Below are 19,183 nucleotides of genomic sequence, written 5' to 3' on the forward strand. Positions count from 1 at the left end.
GGGCGCTCATGTACGAAGCTTATTTCGGTCTGCGCGGAAAACCCTTTCAGTTGAACCCGGACCCGTCCTTTTTTTATGGTAGCCGAGGTCATCGCAGGGCGATGGCTTATTTGGAGTATGGGCTTCACCAGAATGAGGGCTTTATTGTCGTGACTGGTGAGGTCGGCGCTGGTAAGACACTACTGGTGCGTAGCCTGCTTGAGAAGCTCGACCCCAGCAGGATCGTTGCCGCCAACCTGGTGAGCACACAGATAGATGCTGATGACATACTTCGGCTGGTTGCGGCTGCCTTCGGAATACCGAGCAAGCATCTTTCGAAGAGTGATTTGCTACTGGCGATCGAAGCGTTTCTCGTATCAACCACTGCAGCCGGCAAGCGTGCGCTGCTGATCGTTGATGAGGCGCAGAACCTGACCCAACGTGCGGTCGAAGAACTGCGGATGCTTTCCAACTTTCAGCTGGAAGATCATGCCCTGCTGCAGAGTTTTCTGGTCGGGCAGCCCGAATTCAGAAGCATCATGCAAAGTCCTGAAATGGTGCAGTTGCGTCAGCGTGTCATTGCGTCATATCACCTCGGCCCCTTGGACGTGGCGGAAACCCAGGCCTACGTGGAGCATCGTCTTGGATGTGTTGGCTGGAAGGGTAACCCGGCTTTCGAAGCGGAGGCCCTGAAGGGGATATTCAATCATAGCCAGGGGATTCCCCGTCGCATCAATGCCCTTTGCGACCGAATAATGCTGGCTGCATTTTTGTCTGACAAGCACCAGGTTTCGGTGGAGCTCGTGGAGCAAGTCGCAGCCGAGATGAGCGAGGAACAGGTTGTGCCTTTAGCGCATCAGACCGAAACAGCCGTGCCTGATCAGGTCCATTCCGGGGGCCATCTTCTACGCCTGCTGGCTGATCCGGAGGCATCACGGACCCTTGCCGGTTTGGGGGCCGGCTATGACACGAGCCGCTTTGAGGACCGTCTGGCCCTCCTTGAGCGGACTCTCTCCACTACCCTGAACGCTCTCAGTCAGTTAATTGGTGCTGCTGAGCAGCGCATTGACGGAGAAGGGAAAGAGGTTGCCAGCAAATGACCGTATCGCGAGATGACGGAGGAAACGTCACAAATGCCCTGACCATCGATGTGGAGGACTACTTCCAGGTTTCCGCCTTGGCATCCCATTTTCCTAAGGATGTTTGGAACTCTACTCCGTGCCGAGTGGAGCGGAACGTGGAGCGTATTCTTGCGATTCTTGCGGAGCGCGGTGCCAGGGGCACCTTCTTCACATTGGGCTGGATTGCGGAGCGATATCCCGCGTTGGTGAGACGAATCGCTGCCGAAGGGCATGAACTGGCCAGTCATGGCTATGCCCACGAGCGGGCCAGCGACCAGTCACCGGAGGCTTTTCTAGCCGATATCAAGCTTGCCAAAGTAGTGCTTGAGGATGTGGCCAGCTGCGAGGTGCGGGGGTATCGGGCGCCCAGTTTCTCGGTCGGGCTGTCAAATCCCTGGGCTCATGGCTGCATCGAGGAGGCAGGCTATGCCTATAGTTCCAGTGTCTATCCGGTAAAGCATGACCATTACGGCGTGCCTGATGCACCGCGTTTCCCTTACGCGGTTGGCGCGAGGCTTGTCGAAATCCCCATCACCACGGTGAGGCGTTTCGGACGCAACTGGCCAGTTGGCGGAGGAGGGTACTTCCGCTTGCTGCCTTACCCTGTTTCGGCTTGGGGTATCCGGAAAGTTAACCAGGAAGACCGAAAACCCGCCATCTTCTATTTCCATCCTTGGGAGATTGATCCCGGGCAGCCGGTCGTGCGTGAGGCTTCTGCCAAGGCGCGATTCCGGCATTACGTCAATCTCGCGCAGACCGAGGCACGTCTTCAGCGCCTTCTCCAGGATTTTTCCTGGGGCAGGATGGACGATGTGTTTCTGCCTGCGGCAAGTCAGTCTGTTTAGGGTTCCCGGCATGGTTTCTGTAGTCAAAGTGCGTCCATTCGCAGAGGCTGACTCTGTACGCTGGAACGAGTTCGTGTTCGCTTGCCCCAGTGCAACCTTCTTTCACCGGATCGAGTGGAGAGGGATCATGCGGGACGTGTTCCGGCACAACACGCACTATCTGTTCGCCGAGCGTGACAACAGGGTCGTGGCTGTCCTTCCGCTGGCGGAGGTGAAAAGCCGGCTGTTTGGCCATGCCCTGACATCCCTGCCGTTTGCCGTTTATGGCGGGATTGCAGGAGACGATGCGGAGGCTGTGGCGGCCCTTGAGGCGGCGGCGGAGGAGCTGGCCCGCAAGATCGGCGTCCAGCATCTCGAATACCGGAATCTCGGCGCCCGACACGTGGATTGGCCGCGGCAGGAGGTCTATTTCACCTTCCGCAAGGAGATCTTCCCGGACGAAGACGCGAATATGGCGGCGATTCCGCGCAAGCAGCGTGCGATGGTCCGAAAGGGCATCAAGAACGGCTTGATGGCGACTTTCGACCCCACGCCGGATCGCTTCTTTGCCCTGTACTCCGACAATGTGTTGCGCCACGGTACGCCAGCATTGTCCAAGAGATTTTTCCAGACGCTGTTGTCGGTTTTCGGTAAGGACTGCGACATCCTTACGGTTTCCACCGCTGATGGCAAGCCGTTGTCGAGTGTGCTGAGTTTCTATTTTCGTGAGGAAATCCTTCCGTACTACGCGGGAGACGATCTGGCTGCGCGGGATCTGGCCGCCAATGATTTCAAGTACTGGGAGTTGATGCGTCACGCCTGCAACCGGGGTTGCCGCATCTTCGACTACGGCCGCAGCAAGGCGGGTACCGGACCCTTTAGTTTCAAGAAGAACTGGGGGTTCGAGCCGCAGCCCCTGTCTTACGAGTACCGTCTTTTCAAACGGGACGCCATACCCCAGAACAATCCCCTGAATCCGAAGTACCGTGCCTTCATTGCCTTGTGGCGACGCTTGCCGATCGGAGTGGCCAACCGTCTTGGTCCGACGCTTGTGCGTAATCTCGGATAGACACTTGCTCGATACCATGAACATGTCGTTCGTCGCCAAGTGCCAACCCTGCTGATGGCAGTCGACGTGTCCATGCCGCATAAACAACAGGAAAACTCAATGAGCCCTATCTTGCGGGTGTCTTCAGTCATGGCAGCCGTCTTGGCGTGGGTTGTTGCATGGTATTCAGGTACCGCCCAGGAGGTGTTCTCCATCTGGTGGCGGTCCGAGACCTTTGCCCACGGACTTCTGGTGCTGCCGATCTCTGGCTGGCTGGTTTGGCGCAACAGGGATCGCCTGATCGGACTGCAAATTGGGACTGCCCCGGTGATGGCCTTGCCGATCCTCGCCGCTGGCTTTGGCTGGTTGCTCGGAGAGCTGGCCAGTGTTGCTTCCGTAACGCATGCGGCTCTGGCCTTCATCCTCATCTTCAGTTTGGTAGGTGTGCTCGGTTTTCAACTCGCCCGCCCTCTGGCCTTCCCTATTCTGTTCCTGCTTTTCGGGGTTCCGATCGGGGAGTTCCTGCTGCCGGTGATGATGGATTACACGGCTGAGTTTACGGTCTCGGCAGTCCGTCTTTCCGGTGTCCCCGTCTATCAGGAAGGGCTCCACTTCGTTGTTCCCAATGGACGCTGGTCGGTGGTAGAGGCATGCAGTGGAGTTCGCTACCTGATGGCTTCCCTGATGGTGGGTACCCTGTACGCTTACCTGAGTTACCGCTCGCTTCACCGGCGCCTGCTTTTCTTGGTTGCGGCAATTGTTGTTCCGGTCGTTGCAAATTGGTTGCGTGCCTACATGATCGTCATGCTGGGTTTCCTCAGCGACAATCGAATCGCTACGGGCGTTGACCATATTTTGTACGGGTGGCTGTTCTTTGGCATTGTCATCATGCTGATGTTCTGGATTGGGGGGCATTGGCGTGAGGATCTCGACCCGGTGGAAGCGGCTCGAAAGCGGCCTCCGGTGAAGGTGGGCGTGGCGCGCTCAGGTCTTGTCCGGCTCGTTCCCTTGGCACTGGCCGTTGCTGTTGCACCACTGGTTTTGCATCATCTCGAAAGCTCCGAGGCACTGCATCCGGCGACAGCTTCGCCCATACCTGCGCTGGCGGTCGCTGCACCTTGGCGTGAGCTTGCTGCTCCGCCCGTCAGTTTCAAGCCGTCTTTCATGGGCTATCGGGAGGACAGTCTTCGCCACTACGCGAATGGCAAGCAGGTCGTGTCGGTTTACGTGGCAAGTTATGCCGATCAGCGGCCAGGTCATGAATTGGTGCAGAGCCAGAATGCCTTGTTGCTGCCGAACGACCCGCACTGGAACCGTCTGACTCAAAGTCGGGGGGCTGATTCCGGTGCAGGGCATTGGATGGCGACCAGTATGGCGCGGGAGTCGATCAGGGCACTGGTGTGGTCGGGATACTGGATAAATGGGCGTCTCGTTACCAATGATTACCTTGCCAAGTCGTTGCTGGTGCTGGAGCGCTTGCAGGGTCACCCGGATACCTCTGTTTTTATTGCAGTTTGGGCGACGGCAGATGATCTGACTGCCGCTGCGTCGACGCTCCAGGCCTTCCATCAGGCGAACGGGCCGGCGCTCCTCGACATGATTGCGAAGACCGTGCAGCCGGCCCCGAAATGAGCGCTTCAAGCAAGGATGGACGCCTCCTCGTGATGCACGTGGTATTCAGCTTCGCCGTCGGCGGGCTGGAGAATGGTGTGGTCAATCTGATCAATCGACTTGATGTGCGCCGCTTTCGGCACGTGGTCGTGGCTCTGACAAAATGTGACCCCGTGTTCTGCGCCCGAGTAAGCCGCCCGGATGTAGAATTTGTCGCATTGCACAAACCCCCCGGGCACAGCATCAGATTGTTTCCGGCGCTCTTTCGCCTGTTTCGCAAATATCGCCCGGATGTTGTCCATACCCGCAATCTCGCTGCGCTTGAGACGACTCTGCCGGCTTGGTTGGCAGGCGTTCCCGTGCGGATTCACGGCGAGCACGGCTGGGACGTTACCGATCCGGACGGGACCAACCCGACCTATCGTCTGATCCGTCGCCTGCACCGCCCTTTTGTGACCCACTACATCGCGCTCTCCGGACATCTTGAGTCCTATCTGCGCGATGCCATCGGGGTTCCCGGAGGACGTGTTACCCGGATCTGCAATGGCGTGGATCTGACGCGCTTTGTGCCGCGAGGGCTCCAGAGGGCCGCGATTGCAGGGTCTCCGTTCAACGATCCGAAGTTCTACGTCTTTGGCACGGTCGGGCGTCTGCAGGAGGTGAAGGACCAGATGAATCTGCTTCGGGCCTTCGTCCTGCTCATCCGGCGTCAGCCGGAACTGGCAGCGCTTGCCCGGCTGATCCTCGTCGGTGAGGGGCCGCTCCGGAAAGTGCTTGAGGCAGAAATTTCCCGGGAGTGTGTCGATGGTCACGTCTGGTTGTCCGGCGAGCGGGGTGACGTGCCGAATGTCATGTCGGGGTTCGATTGTTTTGTGCTTCCCTCCAAAGCTGAGGGGATTTCCAACACCATCCTTGAGGCAATGGCGGCCGGCCTGCCGGTCGTTGCGACCGCGGTCGGTGGCAGTGGAGAGCTGGTCGAGGACGGGGTGACCGGTGTGCTGGTCCCTCCTCAGGATGCGGATTCGCTGGCCGGCGCACTTGAGCCTTACCTGATCCGGCGCGAACTCGCTGCCGAGCAGGGTAGGGCAGGACGCAAGCGCGTCGAAACGTTCTTCAGCATTGATGGCATGGTGGGGCAGTACGCAGGTTTGTATCAATCCCTGTCGGGACTTTCAAATTGACTTGCCCGGGCAAGACGACGGAATAAGGGTTAGCAACTATGTGCGGCATTGCCGGACTTTTCGATACACGAGCGAAACAGACCTTCCCGCGCGAACTCATGCAGCGCATGAACGACATCCAGCTTCACCGTGGGCCGGACGAGAGCGGATATCACTTTGAGGCGGGGGTCGCGCTGGCGCACCGACGTCTTTCCATCATCGACATTTCAAGCGGGCAGCAGCCCCTGTTCAACGAAGATGAGTCGGTGGTCGTGGTCTTCAACGGAGAGATCTACAACTTCCAGGAGCTGATTCCCGAACTCACCGCCCTTGGCCATCGCTTCCACACCCGCAGCGACACCGAAGTGATCGTCCATGCCTGGGAGTCCTGGGGGGAGGCATGCGTGGAGCGCTTCCGTGGCATGTTTGCGTTCGCCCTGTGGGATCGCAACCGCCAGACCTTCTTCATGGCCCGCGACCGGATGGGCGTCAAGCCCATGTATTACGCGATTCTGGACGATGGCACCCTGATGTTCGGATCCGAGCTGAAGGTGCTGATGCAGCATCCTGGCCTTGACCGAAGCATGGACCCCCTGGCGGTCGAAGAGTACTTTGCTCTTGGCTATGTGGCTGAGCCACGTACCATCTTTTCAGGTGCCCGCAAGCTTGAGCCCGGATTCTCCCTGTGCATTCGTCACGGCCAGCCCGTTCCGGAGCCCAAGCCCTACTGGGACGTGCGTTTCACCCTCGACAATAAAGTGTCCCTTGCCGACGCGCAGGCCGAAATGGTCGAACGCCTGCGCGAGTCGGTGCGTCTGCGCATGGTCGCCGAGGTGCCCCTGGGGGCTTTTCTGTCTGGCGGGGTGGACTCCAGTGCCGTGGTGGCGACCATGGCCGGCCTGTCATCAGAGCCCGTTAATACCTGTTCCATCGCCTTTGAAGATCCGGCGTTCAACGAGTCGGCGTTTGCCCAGATGGTGGCCGACCGTTACAAGACCAATCATCGGGTTGAAACCGTTCAGTCCGATGACTTCGATCTGATCGATACGCTGGCGGCCCTGTATGACGAGCCCTACGCCGACAGTTCGGCGATCCCCACCTACCGGGTATGCCAGCTCGCCCGCAAGCACGTGACCGTGGCTCTGTCGGGTGACGGGGGGGATGAGAACATGGGGGGCTACCGCCGCTATCGTTTCCACATGATGGAAGAGAAGATGCGCGGTGCTCTTCCCCTGGGGGTGCGCAAGCCGGTGTTCGCACTTCTCGGGAAGGTCTATCCAAAGGCTGACTGGGCGCCCCGCGTCTTTCGTGCGAAGACCACCTTTCAGGCGCTCGGCCGGGATTCGGTCGAGGCTTACTTTCACTCCGTCTCCATCCTGCGGGGCGATATGCGTGCGCAGCTTTTCTCGCCGGATTTTCAACGCCGTCTGGCGGGCTACAACGCGTTGGAGGTATTTCGGCGCCATGCCGCGAACGTCGGTACCGACGATCCGTTGGCGCTCATCCAGTATCTGGACATCAAGACTTACCTGGTGGGTGACATCAACACCAAGGTAGACCGGGCGAGCATGGCCCATTCGCTGGAAGTCCGTGAGCCCCTCATGGACCATCCCTTGGTCGAATGGCTGGCCAGCCTTCCGAGCACCCACAAGATCCAGGGCCAGGAAGGCAAGTACCTGTTCAAGAAGGCGATGGAGCCCATGCTGCCCAATGATGTGCTCTATCGCCCCAAGATGGGGTTTGCCGTGCCGCTGGCCAACTGGTTCCGTGGCCCCCTCAGGGAAAGGGTGCGTAGTGCCCTGACCGGAGAGATCCTGGCGGCGACCGGCATGTTCGATCCGGCGTATCTCAGGCATCTCGTGGACGCCCATCAGAATGGGAGCCGTGATTACAGTGCGCCGCTGTGGACACTGCTCATGTTTGAGGCTTTCCTGCGCAATTGTCAGGCCGTCACGGGTAGTGTTCCAGCAATGAGGGCGGCTTGATGCGTATCCTTCACGTTCTCGATCACTCCCTGCCCTTGCATAGCGGCTATGCCTTCCGCACGGTTTCTATCCTACGGGAACAGCGCCGCCTGGGCTGGGAGACCTATCATCTGACCACGCCCAAGCAGGGCACGGGTGACGCCCTTGAGCAGGAGGCGGATGGCTGGCATTTCCATCGCACCCCGAGCGATGGCAACGAAGGGCTAGTGGCCCAGATGCAGCTGACGGCCCGTCGGCTCGACGAGCTCGTCATGCAACTCCGGCCGGATGTCATTCATCCTCATTCCCCGGTGCTCAACGCCTTGCCGGCTCTTTGGGTGGGGCGCAAGCACCGGATACCTGTGGTCTACGAGATGCGGGCCTCCTGGGAGGACGCAGCGGTCGATCACGGCACGACTACGGAGGGAAGCCTGCGTTACCGCATTTCCAGGGCGCTGGAGAGCTTCGCCCTTCGGCGGGCCGATCAGGTCACGACGATCTGCGAAGGCCTGCGGGGCGACATTCGGAGCCGGGGTGTACCGGACAGCAAGATCACGGTGATTCCGAACGCGGTGGATGTGGCAACCTTCACATTCGGCGCCGAGCCGGACCCGTCCTATCAGGCCCGGCTCGGCGTGACCGGAAAGACCGTGCTGGGCTTTGCCGGCTCGTTCTACGGGTACGAGGGGCTGGATCTGCTGATTGATGCAGCCCATAGGCTGGTGGGCAGGTATCCCGATCTACGGGTCTTGCTTGTGGGGGGCGGGCCGCAGGAGGCCAGCCTGAAGGCCCAGGTCGCCCGCTTGGGGCTGGATGACCGGGTGATCTTCACCGGTCGGGTTCCCCATTCCGAGATCCAGCGCTACTACGAGTTGATCGATGTGCTGGCTTATCCGCGCATCCCGATCCGGCTGACCGAACTTGTGACGCCACTCAAGCCGCTTGAGGCCATGGCGCAGGGCAGGATGTTCGTCGCGTCCGATGTCGGCGGTCATCGCGAGCTGATCCGTGATGGTGAGACAGGTTTTCTTTTCAAGGCCGGCAGCGTCGATGCCTTGGCCACGTCGATAGACGATGTTCTCGCGAAGCGCGAGGACTGGCCCCGCATCAGGATGCAGGCACGCCACTTTGTGGAGGTGGATCGGACCTGGGCGAACAGCATTTCCCGCTATCGGGGTGTGTATCAGCGGGCGCTTGCCACTTACGGCCGAATCGTCAAACTTTGAGGTGGCATTGTGTGTGGAATTCACGGGATTTACCGATTTGACGGGCTGCGGGTTGAGCCTGCAATGCTCACTGCCATGGGCGACCGGACCGTCCACCGGGGGCCGGACGATGAAGGTCAGTACGTTGATGGCCCCTGCGGAATCGCGATGCGCAGGCTGTCCATCATCGATCTGGCGGGGGGGCACCAGCCCATCTCCAACGCCGATGACAGCGTTTGGATTGTCTGTAATGGCGAGATCTACAATTTTCGGGAACTCAGGGCCGAACTGCAGGGGATGGGCTTCACGTTCAAGACCGGCTCCGACAGCGAGGTGTTGCTCCATGCCTACGATGCCTTTGGCGATGATTTCGTCCTCCGCCTCAATGGCATGTTCGACTTTGCCCTTTGGGACCGCCGCCGTCGCCGGCTGCTGATTGGTCGTGACCGAATCGGTGTAAAGCCGCTCTACGTGCTCCAGGATGCCCATCGCCTGGCGTTTGCCACCGAGGCAAAGGCCTTGCTTGCCTTGCCCGGGGTGAGCGTCGAGCTGGACACGGCTCAACTTCCCGGCTATCTGCATCTTGGTTATGTGGCCGCGCCGGGGTCCATGTTCAAGGGGATTCGCAAATTGCCTCCCGCAACGCTGCTCTCCATCGAGAATGGCGAAGTAAAGGAATGGCGTTACTGGCGCCTGCCAGCGGGGATTGATCGTTCGTTGTCGGAAGCCGAATGGCGGGAACGGGTACGTGCGCGGATAGAAGAGTCGGTGCGCATGCAGATGGTCAGCGATGTTCCGATTGGTGCCTTCCTTTCGGGCGGTGTTGATTCCAGTGCAGTCGTCGGGCTGATGGCCCGCCATTCGGACCAGCCCATCCGCACCTATGCCATTGGGTTCGAAGGGGGCGAGGCGGAAACCCTCTACAACGAGTTGCCTTACGCTCGGCAGGTTTCACGGCTTTTTGGCACGGAGCACCATGAGATCGTGGTCAAGCCGGATGTGGTGGATCTGTTGCCGAAGCTCTTGTGGCACATGGATGAGCCCATTGCCGATACAGCGTTCATCACGACCTTTCTGGTCTCGGAATTTGCACGCAAGGACGTGAAAGTGATCCTCTCCGGCGTGGGTGGAGACGAGCTGTTCGGAGGCTATCGGCGTTACCTGGGTGGGCACTATGCCCAGCGTTTCCAGCAGCTCCCTGGTGTCGTTCGAGGATTGATGTCCAGCGTGGCGCGACGCCTGCCTAGTGATCGGCATTCCGGGTTGCTGAACACCCTGCGATTGGCAAAGGGTTTCATCGCCACGGCCGAGATGAGCCCGGATGAGCGTTATCGCAGCTACCTCCAGGTTCTGGGCCGTGAGACAGTGAACAGCCTGTTGTGCGCACCTTCGGCAGCATTTGCGGCGGATTCCCTCTCGCAGGCCTTCGCGGCGGCGGGGAGCCAGGATGACTTGAACCGCATGTTTGCCGTGGATGCGGAAACACAGCTGCCTGACGATCTGCTGTTGCTGACCGACAAGATGAGCATGGCAGTATCCTTGGAATGTCGGGTTCCCTTGCTCGATCACGAGCTTGTGGAGCTTGCGGCCGCCATGCCAGCTTCGATCAAGGTCAAGGGTGGGCGCCTCAAGCACCTGATGAAGGACTCCCTCAGCGATCTCCTGCCCGCTGACATACTCGATCGCAAGAAACGCGGTTTTGGCACGCCGATGGGGGCGTGGCTCAAGCGCGAACTTGCCCCTGTCCTCAAGGAACTGCTATCGCCCCGGGTCGTGGCGCAACGGGGCCTGTTCCGCCATGAAGTGATAGCGGGGCTCATGAACGATCATGAAGCCAACCGCAGTGATGGTACGGATGCGCTGCTGTCCTTGATGAATCTTGAAATCTGGAGCCGTATCTATCTCGACCGACGTGAGCCCGGCGATGTTGCCGCCGAGTTGAAGAGCTACATTCAATGAACATCCTTTACGTTTGTCACCGTTTTCCGTATCCCCCCAAGCGGGGCGGGAAGATCCGTCCCTTCAACATGGTTCGCCACCTCAGCAGCAATGGGCACCAAGTAACAGTCTGTTCGCTGGCCCGTTCCGAGGCGGAGGCGGAGGAGGGGAGGGGGATCGCCCCCCATTGCGCAGGCTTTGAAATGGGAATGGTGAGCAACCCGGTCCAGGTCTTGCGGATGGTTGCCCGCCTGCCGTCGCTGACGCCCTCGTCCATGGGGTTCTTCTATTGCCCGGACCTGCAGCGGAAGGTCAACCAGTTGTTGTCGAGCCGGAAGTGGGATCTGATCTTTGTACACTGCTCATCGGTCGCCCAGTACGTTGCCCATGTGCGCGACGTCCCCAAGATACTGGACTACGGCGACATGGACTCCCAGAAATGGCTTGAGTACGCGAATTACAAGCCTTGGCCCTTGTCGTGGGGCTATCGTCTTGAAGGGCTCAAGATGCTTGCCGCCGAAAAGCGGCTGGCCCGTAGCTTCGATATGGGTACGGCAACAACCCGGGCCGAATGGGAAACGCTTGAGAGCTACAGCACAGGGCTGGTTTCCGACTGGTTCCCGAACGGGGTTGATGCTGAGTTTTTTTGTCCGGATGAGACTGTGTCATATGATCGCGACACGATCAGTTTCATCGGGCGGATGGATTACTACCCGAACCAGGAGTGCATGTTCCGGTTTTGTCGGGATGTCTGGCCACGGCTGAAGGCCGTTCGCCCGAGCCTGAAGCTGCTGATCGTCGGTGCCGACCCATCGCCGGCAGTGTGGAAGCTCGCTGAGCTGGATGGCGTGACGGTGACCGGTTCGGTACCGGACGTCCGCCCTCACGTGCGCGCCTCGGCGCTGATGGTTGCCCCCCTCAATATTGCCCGCGGTACCCAGAACAAGATCCTTGAGGCGATGGCCATGGGTGTGCCGGTCGTCACGAGCCGCGTTGCGGCGGGCGGTGTCGATGCGGAATCCGAGAAGCATTTCCTCGTCGCGGAAACTCCCGACGACTATGCTCGGCAAGTTCTTCGGGTGTGCTCCGATGACGACGAGCGCCGGCGTCTTGCAGACGCAGGGCGGGCGCGCATGCTGAGCAACCATGCCTGGCCTCGCTCCATGGACCGGCTGGACAAGATCATCACTCGCTGCATTCAACAGTTTCACGAGAACAAGGGACAACAAACATGAAGATCAGCATTTTTGGCCTCGGTTACGTGGGCGCCGTCTCGCTGGCCTGTCTGGCTCGAGATGGTCACGAGGTGATTGGGGTGGATATCGACCCCACCAAGCTGGATCTGATCCGTGAAGGCAAGACGCCGGTGGTGGAAGAGGGCATGGTCGATCTGATGCAGGCCACGGTGGCGAGTGGCCGGGTCACCGTCACCACCGATGTGGTCGCAGCCGTGCTCGCCAGTGACATTTCCCTGGTTTGCGTGGGAACGCCCTCGGCCTTGAACGGTAGTCAGGATCAAGGGGCTGTGCTGCGCCTTGCCGAAAGTGTGGGAATGGCTCTCCGCGAGAAGGCAGAGCCTCATGTGGTGGTGTTCCGCTCCACCCTGGTGCCCGGTACGGTTGAAGAAACCCTTCGTCCGATCATCGAAGCAGGTTCCGGCAAAAAGGATGGTGAAGGTTTTCACCTCTGCTTCCAGCCCGAATTCTTGAGGGAAGGGTCTTCGATCCGCGATTACGACAAACCGCCCTTTACGGTGGTCGGCGCAAATCACGACTATCCTATCGAGCGGCTTCAGCAACTGTTTGGTCATCTCCCGTGCAAGTTCCTGCGTACTTCGGTACGGTCCGCCGAGATGATGAAGTATTGCTGCAACAACTTTCACGCTCTCAAGATCACTTTCGCCAACGAGACCGCGCGTCTCTGTGAGGCCCTGGGTGTAAACCCGTTCGAAGTGATGGATCTCGTCTGTCAGGATACGCAGCTGAACATTTCCCGCGCTTACCTGCGTCCGGGGTATGCCTTCGGCGGCTCCTGCCTGCCCAAGGATCTGCGTGCCACCACCTACCTTGCCAAGACTCACGACGTTGATATTCCCATGCTCGCCGGTATCATGGCGTCCAACCGCAGTCATGTGGACCTCTCCATCACCAAGCTGCTGGAAACCGGCAAGCGGAAGATCGGTTTCGTTGGCTTGTCGTTCAAGACAGGTACGGATGATTTGCGTGAAAGCCCCTTGGTGGCGCTCGCGGAGCAACTCGTCGGCAAGGGCATCCAGCTCTCCATCTACGACCCCGAGGTCCATCTTTCCCGCCTGCTTGGGGCCAACCGCCGTTTCATCGAGCAGCATGTACCTCACCTCGGTGCGCTGATGAAGCCGCATCTTGCCGATGTGGTTGCCGAATCGGAGGTGCTTGTGGTCGGCCTTGCGACGGCGGAAATTTTCAAGACCCTGGCCGAGACGGTGAAGCCGGGTCAATACGTTCTTGACTTGGTGGGTTTGCCGGCGGATCTGAAGCTGCAGGGCGAGGTGGAAGGACTCTGCTGGTGAGTGCTTCACGACGGCGCGTCTGGCTGGTCCGGTTGTTGAAGCTGGACTTGGCAGTGTTGCTGCTGCTTGTCGCCTGGGTGTTGTCCCAGGCGGTACCCAGCAGCGAGGCCGTACGTCTGCGCAATGCGCTGGTGCTCGACGGCACGGTTAGTGCTGCCGGGGCGGAGTGGTCGCCTCAACAGGCACCGTCCGATTTCCGGTTTGAACAGCATAAGCCGAGCGAGTTCTTTCAGCGCTTGACTGATCGCCCGGAGTTCAAGCTTGAGGGTTCATGGGTCCGCGCTCAGGCCTTGGGTCGCAGCCTGCAGGTGAAGCTGGAGGACAAGGGCGCGATCATGAAGGGCCTTGAGGAGAGCTATACCCGGATAGTTGAGCGCGGGGAGGGCTATTGTGGCGATTTCGCAGACGTTTTTACGGCAATGGCCTACGCCAGCGGTATCGCGACCCGTCAGTGGAGTTTTTCCTTTGATGGGTATGGAGGGAACGGACACATTTTTAATGAGGTCTGGGACGACAAGGCAAACAAGTGGCGTGCGCTCGACATCTTCAATAACTACGTCTTCTTGGATCCCGAGTCGGGTGAGGCGCTGTCGGCACTGGAGTTCAGGGCGTCTTTGCGCGGTGAGCGCCCCATGGCGCGGATCGCCCAGTTCAATCCGGCGGCCCGGGTGGGTTTCGTGATTCCCGAGAAGGCCGTGGCCTATTACCGTAAGGGAATGGACCAATGGTATCTGTGGTGGGGAAATCACGTTTTTACGACCGATGCCAATCCGGCTGTCGACATGCTTGGCAGGATTTCCCGCCATGCGGGGCAACTTGCGGCTATTGCTGAAGGCGTCCAGCCCAGAATGCGGATTGTTGAGACACCTGCAAGCTCCGCCGAGATTGCCCGCATGCTCGAACTCAAGGAGCGATTGCTGCTCATGGGAAAGCTTGCTGCGGGCCTGCTGATCATGGCCCTGGCAATCGGCATTGCGCTAAAGCTGCATCCGTCCAAGGGTGGAAGGGCATTTCATGGCCGTTGAGCCCCGGGTCGCTGTCGTCGGCCCCCTGCCACCGCCGTCCGGCGGGATGGCGAATCAATGTCGTCAATTGGTGCGTCTGATGGAGTCGGAGGGTATTCCGATGGAGCTGGTACGCACCAACGCGCCGTACCGACCGACCTGGGTGGGCGGTATTCCCGTGCTGCGAGCCTTCGCCCGTCTGCTGCCCTATATCTGGACCCTGTGGCGGGCTGCGGGGCGCAACCAGATTTTCCATATTTTCGCCAATTCAGGCTGGGCTTGGCACCTGTTTGCCGCGCCGGCGGTGGTAATCGGTCGGTTGCGTGGGGTGAAGATCATCGTCAATTACCGGGGAGGGAACGCGGAACCCTTCCTGCAGTCGACCACACCCTATGTGGTCAGGATGTTGGGGGCGGTGGATAGGTTGGTGACACCGTCCGGGTTTCTCAAGGATGTGTTTGCGCGCTTCGGGCTCCAGGCCCAGATTGTCTCGAACATTGTGGACCTCACGCGCTTCCGGGCTCGGGAAAGAGACACTACCAACGACGCACCGCACCTCATCGTGACTCGCAACCTTGAGCCGATCTACGACATTCCTACGGCGATTCGTGCCTATGCACGGGTTCGATCACAATATCCGGCAGCGCGCTTGACCGTCGCGGGGACGGGGCCGGATCTGGCGAAATGCGAGTCCCTGGCGCAGGGGTTGGGGGTGGCGGACGGCGTGCGCTTTGCCGGGCGGATCGACAATGACCAGATTCCGGAACTCTATGCCAGTGCAGATGTTGCCCTGAATCCAAGCACGGTGGACAACATGCCCATCTCGATACTGGAGGCATACGGAAGCGGGGTGCCTGTGGTGACGACCGATGTGGGCGGTATCCCCTACATTGCCATCCATGATCGTACGGCCTTGCTGGTTCGTCCGGGAGATGATGCGGCGATGGCCGCGTGCATTTGCCGGCTGCTGGGTGATTCTGCTTTGGTAAATCGCCTCGTGGAGGCCGGGCAGACTGAAGCCCGGGCTTACGCCTGGCCCCATGTGAAAGAACAATGGCTCGCTGTGTACCGGAGTGTCCTCGACACGCCGGTCCGCTGACCATGACGACGTCCGATATCCATGAGTCTATACACCTCCTTGTGTTCCGGTCTGCTGTTCCCCCTGCATGAACGCCTGAAGCACCATGATTCGGTTGCCGTTCGAAAGCGGCTGGAGGCGCAGGAGCGTCTGTCGAGTGAAGCGCTCGATCAATGGCGGGTTCAGCGTTTGCGGGAGTTTCTGGTCAATGTTGGGAAGCATGTTCCCCATTATCGGGATCTCTTTCAGTCCGTCGGCTTTCATCCGGAACGACTGAGTTCCCTGGCAGACCTGCAGGCACTGCCCCTGTCCGACAAGGCCACCATGCGTGCCGCAGGTGAGCGCTTGCGCGCAGACGGGGCGATCAACCTGAGCCGCTACAACACGGGCGGTTCGTCTGGCGAGCCCTTGATCTTCTATATCGGCAAGGCCCGCAAGAGCCATGATGTTGGTGCCAAGTGGCGGGTGACCCGCTGGTGGGGCGTGGACATTGGTGACCCAGAAATCGTGGTCTGGGGAAGCCCCATTGAGCTTGGCACGCAGGACCGTGTGCGGATGGTCCGGGACACGGTCTTGCGCACCGAACTGCTGCCAGCGTTTGAAATGTCCGAGGCCAATCTGGATCGATTCGTCGCGACCATTCGGGCAAAGCGGCCGACCATGCTGTTCGGCTACCCATCCTCCCTGTCCCTCATTGCCGCCCATGCGCGGAAGAAGGGGATTCGGCTTGATGCCCAGGGAATCAAGGTTGTGTTTGTCACCAGTGAGCGTCTCTACGACGAGCAGCGCGCCACCATCACTCAGGTGTTTGGCGCCAGGGTGGCCAATGGGTATGGCGCGCGCGATGCCGGCTTTATCGCCCACGAGTGCCCGGCCGGTGGAATGCACGTTCAGGCCGAGGATATCATCGTCGAGATCGTCGGTCCGGATGGGGCTGTCCTGCCGGCAGGCCAGGCCGGCGAAATCGTGGTGACTCACACCGCGACTGCGGACTTCCCTTTTATCCGTTACCGCACTGGTGATGTTGCGGTCATGAGCGATGAGACCTGCAGCTGCGGACGGACGCTCCCCTTGCTGAAAGAGATCCAGGGCCGAACGACCGATTTCGTCGTTGCTGCCGACGGTACGATCATGCATGGTTTGGCGCTGATCTACACCGTGCGTGATGTGCCGGGCGTGGAGCGTTTCAAGATCATCCAGCATTCACTGGATCACACCGAGGTGCTGCTTGTGACCACTCCCGTTTTCAATGATGCGGGTGCCGACCGTATTGTAAAAGACTACAAGGCCCGCCTTGGTGCATCGGTCCAGGTCAGCCTCACCCGGGTGGACGAGATACCCCGGGAGGCGTCGGGCAAGTTCCGCTACGTTGTCAGCAAAGTTCAGGCGGGGGCGCCCCATGCGTGACATCGTCCTGATGGGCCTGGTCTTGCTGGTGCTGCCCAGTGCCCTCATGCACACGACTACGGCGGTGATGCTATGGACCTGGGTGAGTATCATGAATCCCCATCGGCTCGCCTTCGGCATTGCACACAGCTTCCCTTTTGCCATGGTGGCCGCAGGCTGTGCAGCGATTTCCCTGTTGCTGACGAAGGATCCCCTGAAGATCCCGTACAAGTCACCGGTCAAGTATCTGATCTTCTTTCTGATATGGGTCTGCGTCACGACAGCCATGGCCTTCTATCCTTCGGAGTCGATGGTTCAACTCAACAAGGTACTGAAGATCCAGCTCATGACCGTGGTGGCGTTGGCGGCGCTTCACGAGCGCAAGCACATCGAGATGTTTGCCTGGGTCAATGGGCTGTCCATCGGCTTTTATGGGTTCAAGGGTGGTTTGTTCACCATTTCAACAGGCGGTGGCAGCCGGGTCTGGGGCCCTCCCGGCAGCTTTATCGAGGGAAACAATGAGCTCGCCGTCGCCCTGATAATGGCGATCCCGCTCCTCAATTACTTGCGCCTGGTGTCTCCCCACCCGTGGGTACGTCGCCTTCTCCTGGCTGTCTCGATCCTGTCGGCCGTGGCGGCGATCGGAACCCAGTCACGGGGGGCGCTGTTGGCCATTTCCGCAATGGGATTCGTGCTGTGGTTGCGCTCCCCGAAGAAGCTGGTAGCGGGCATCACTGTTGTGGTGATGGCCACATTGCTTGTCGCGTTCATGCCTTCCAGCTGGAGTGAGCGCATGAACACAATACAGTCCTACGAGCAGGATGGATCGGCAATGGGCCGGATCAATGCCTGGATGCTGTGTTTTAACGTGGCGAAGAGTCATCTTTTTGGTGGAGGCTTTGAGATCTACACCTTTGAGATGTTTGCCCAATATGCCCCGGACCCCCTGGATCTGCACGTGGCTCACAGTATCTATTTCCAGGTCTTGGGAGAGCACGGCTTTATCGGCTTGTTCCTGTTCCTGGCGATCTGGTTCTATACCTACAAGACGGGAACCCAGATCCGCAAAGTTGCGAAGGGTAGACCGGAACTCGATTGGGCTTACAACTTGGCTGGCATGTGTCAGGTGGCTATTGTCGGCTACGCGGTGGGCGGTGCGTTCCTGAGTCTCGCCTATTTCGATCTGCCCTATAACGTGATGGTCATATTGGTCTGCACTCAGCGCTGGATTGAAGCGAAACGCTGGGAGGTGGATACCCAGGGTGCTTTCGGGGCGACTGCGCCCGTGGCTCGACTTGATCTCCAGGCGGGATCCGCTTCCGCTGTCACACATAAGACATGATCGCCAAGCTGCTAACCGGGGCCATGGCCCCTGGGGGTTCCCAGGGGCGCCTGAGTACCCTGATCTTTCATCGCGTGCTCTCCGAGCCCGATCCGATCTTTCCCGGCGAGCCCGATATCCGTCGATTCGACGAGATGCTGGGTTGGGTCAAGCGTTGGTTCAACGTGCTTCCGTTGGATCGCGCAGTGCATCTGCTCGCTCGCAACGAGTTGCCCGCGCGGACGCTGACCATCACCTTCGACGATGGCTACGCCGATAACGCAGAGAACGCGTTGCCAGTGCTGCAGAAGCATGGGATGTCAGCTACGTTCTTCATTGCCACCTCGTTCCTGAATGGGGGGCGGATGTGGAATGACACTGTAATCGAGGCGGTGCGAAATACGGATCGATCGGAGCTGGACTTGATCGAGATCGGGCTGGGAAGGCACACCATCTCCTCACCGGATGAAAAGCGGGCTGCAATTGAGAGCATTCTGCGGCAAATAAAATACGAATTACCTGCAGATCGACTGGAAAGAGCGGCGGCTATTGCGAAGGTGGCGGGCAGCCGTCTTTCGGACAGGCTGATGATGCGTTCCGATCAAGTTCGGGTGCTGCGTGATTCAGGTATGCAGATCGGTGCTCATACACTGAACCATCCGATTCTTGCACGTCTTTCCGACGCGGATGCGCGTTTCGAGATGCAGGGCAGCAAGGCCTTTCTCGAAGATCTGCTGGGCGAAGAAATCCCGCTGTTTGCCTATCCGAACGGCCGGCCCGATCAGGACTACCTGAGCCGTCATGCGATCATTGCGCGGGAGGTGGGCTTCGCAGCAGCCGTGTCTACGGCCCCCGGTGTTGCGCTCCCGGATGCAGATCTGTTCCAGATCCCCCGGTTCACGCCGTGGGATCGGACCCCGATGCGCTTCGGTCTGCGAATGCTGATGAACACTCGGGTCACTCGCCCCACAGTGGCGACGACTTGAGGCGTCAGGA

General features: G+C 59.6%; 15 protein-coding genes. All 15 read left to right on the forward strand.

The genetic code is table 11. The annotated features are described in order from the left end of the window. Nucleotides 1-8: 8 nt before the first annotated feature. From J0L98_RS02700 to J0L98_RS02770, 15 genes are read left to right on the forward strand one after another with little or no spacing between them, the layout of a single operon-like run. Nucleotides 9-1,079, forward strand: a complete 1,071-nt coding sequence (locus J0L98_RS02700) for an XrtA/PEP-CTERM system-associated ATPase (RefSeq protein ID WP_296409904.1) — start codon at nt 9-11, stop codon at nt 1,077-1,079. Further along, the gene (locus J0L98_RS02705; RefSeq protein ID WP_296409905.1) at nt 1,076-1,945 is read left to right on the forward strand and encodes an XrtA system polysaccharide deacetylase; all 870 of its coding nucleotides are present in this window, start codon (nt 1,076-1,078) and stop codon (nt 1,943-1,945) included. Before J0L98_RS02700 ends, J0L98_RS02705 begins: the two co-directional genes overlap by 4 nt. A 10-nt stretch (nt 1,946-1,955) precedes the next feature. Continuing rightward, nucleotides 1,956-2,993, forward strand: a complete 1,038-nt coding sequence (locus tag J0L98_RS02710; protein ID WP_296409949.1) for a FemAB family XrtA/PEP-CTERM system-associated protein — start codon at nt 1,956-1,958, stop codon at nt 2,991-2,993. 39 nt (nt 2,994-3,032) lie between these two features. Continuing rightward, nucleotides 3,033-4,604 (forward strand): exosortase A, encoded by a 1,572-nt coding sequence (gene xrtA, locus J0L98_RS02715; protein WP_296409906.1) that lies wholly within the window; start codon nt 3,033-3,035, stop codon nt 4,602-4,604. Then, entirely contained in the window at nt 4,601-5,764 is a 1,164-nt protein-coding gene (locus tag J0L98_RS02720) for a TIGR03088 family PEP-CTERM/XrtA system glycosyltransferase (RefSeq protein ID WP_296409908.1), read from the forward strand. Before xrtA ends, J0L98_RS02720 begins: the two co-directional genes overlap by 4 nt. Nucleotides 5,765-5,802: 38 nt before the next feature. Further along, a complete protein-coding gene (locus tag J0L98_RS02725; protein WP_296409909.1) occupies nt 5,803-7,728 on the forward strand; it encodes an XrtA/PEP-CTERM system amidotransferase in 1,926 nt (641 codons plus the stop codon). After that, nucleotides 7,728-8,933 (forward strand): TIGR04063 family PEP-CTERM/XrtA system glycosyltransferase, encoded by a 1,206-nt coding sequence (locus J0L98_RS02730; protein ID WP_296409910.1) that lies wholly within the window; start codon nt 7,728-7,730, stop codon nt 8,931-8,933. The genes J0L98_RS02725 and J0L98_RS02730 overlap by 1 nt, the downstream gene beginning before the upstream one ends. Nucleotides 8,934-8,942: 9 nt before the next feature. Beyond that, nucleotides 8,943-10,871 carry an asparagine synthase (glutamine-hydrolyzing) gene (gene asnB, locus J0L98_RS02735; protein WP_296409911.1) on the forward strand — a complete coding sequence of 643 codons (1,929 nt, stop codon included), beginning with the start codon at nt 8,943-8,945 and terminating at the stop codon, nt 10,869-10,871. After that, a complete protein-coding gene (locus tag J0L98_RS02740) occupies nt 10,868-12,085 on the forward strand; it encodes a TIGR03087 family PEP-CTERM/XrtA system glycosyltransferase (RefSeq protein WP_296409912.1) in 1,218 nt (405 codons plus the stop codon). The genes asnB and J0L98_RS02740 overlap by 4 nt, the downstream gene beginning before the upstream one ends. After that, the gene (locus J0L98_RS02745) at nt 12,082-13,398 is read left to right on the forward strand and encodes a nucleotide sugar dehydrogenase (RefSeq protein ID WP_296409913.1); all 1,317 of its coding nucleotides are present in this window, start codon (nt 12,082-12,084) and stop codon (nt 13,396-13,398) included. Before J0L98_RS02740 ends, J0L98_RS02745 begins: the two co-directional genes overlap by 4 nt. Next, nucleotides 13,395-14,423: a transglutaminase-like domain-containing protein gene (locus J0L98_RS02750; protein ID WP_296409914.1), complete on the forward strand. Its 1,029-nt coding sequence runs from the start codon at nt 13,395-13,397 to the stop codon at nt 14,421-14,423. Before J0L98_RS02745 ends, J0L98_RS02750 begins: the two co-directional genes overlap by 4 nt. Further along, on the forward strand, nt 14,413-15,501 hold the full coding sequence (locus J0L98_RS02755) for a glycosyltransferase family 4 protein (RefSeq protein ID WP_296409915.1): 1,089 nt from the start codon (nt 14,413-14,415) through the stop codon (nt 15,499-15,501). The genes J0L98_RS02750 and J0L98_RS02755 overlap by 11 nt, the downstream gene beginning before the upstream one ends. 21 nt (nt 15,502-15,522) lie before the next feature. Continuing rightward, nucleotides 15,523-16,887, forward strand: coding sequence for an AMP-binding protein (locus J0L98_RS02760; protein WP_296409916.1), 1,365 nt, complete (start codon nt 15,523-15,525; stop codon nt 16,885-16,887). Continuing rightward, complete coding sequence (locus J0L98_RS02765) at nt 16,880-18,208, forward strand: putative O-glycosylation ligase, exosortase A system-associated (protein WP_296409917.1); 1,329 nt, start codon at nt 16,880-16,882, stop codon at nt 18,206-18,208. The genes J0L98_RS02760 and J0L98_RS02765 overlap by 8 nt, the downstream gene beginning before the upstream one ends. After that, nucleotides 18,205-19,173: a polysaccharide deacetylase family protein gene (locus tag J0L98_RS02770; RefSeq protein ID WP_296409918.1), complete on the forward strand. Its 969-nt coding sequence runs from the start codon at nt 18,205-18,207 to the stop codon at nt 19,171-19,173. Before J0L98_RS02765 ends, J0L98_RS02770 begins: the two co-directional genes overlap by 4 nt. The last annotated feature ends 10 nt before the right edge of the window (nt 19,174-19,183 follow it).

The sequence above is a fragment of the Zoogloea sp. genome, assembly GCF_017302315.1.
Taxonomy (GTDB): domain Bacteria; phylum Pseudomonadota; class Gammaproteobacteria; order Burkholderiales; family Rhodocyclaceae; genus Zoogloea.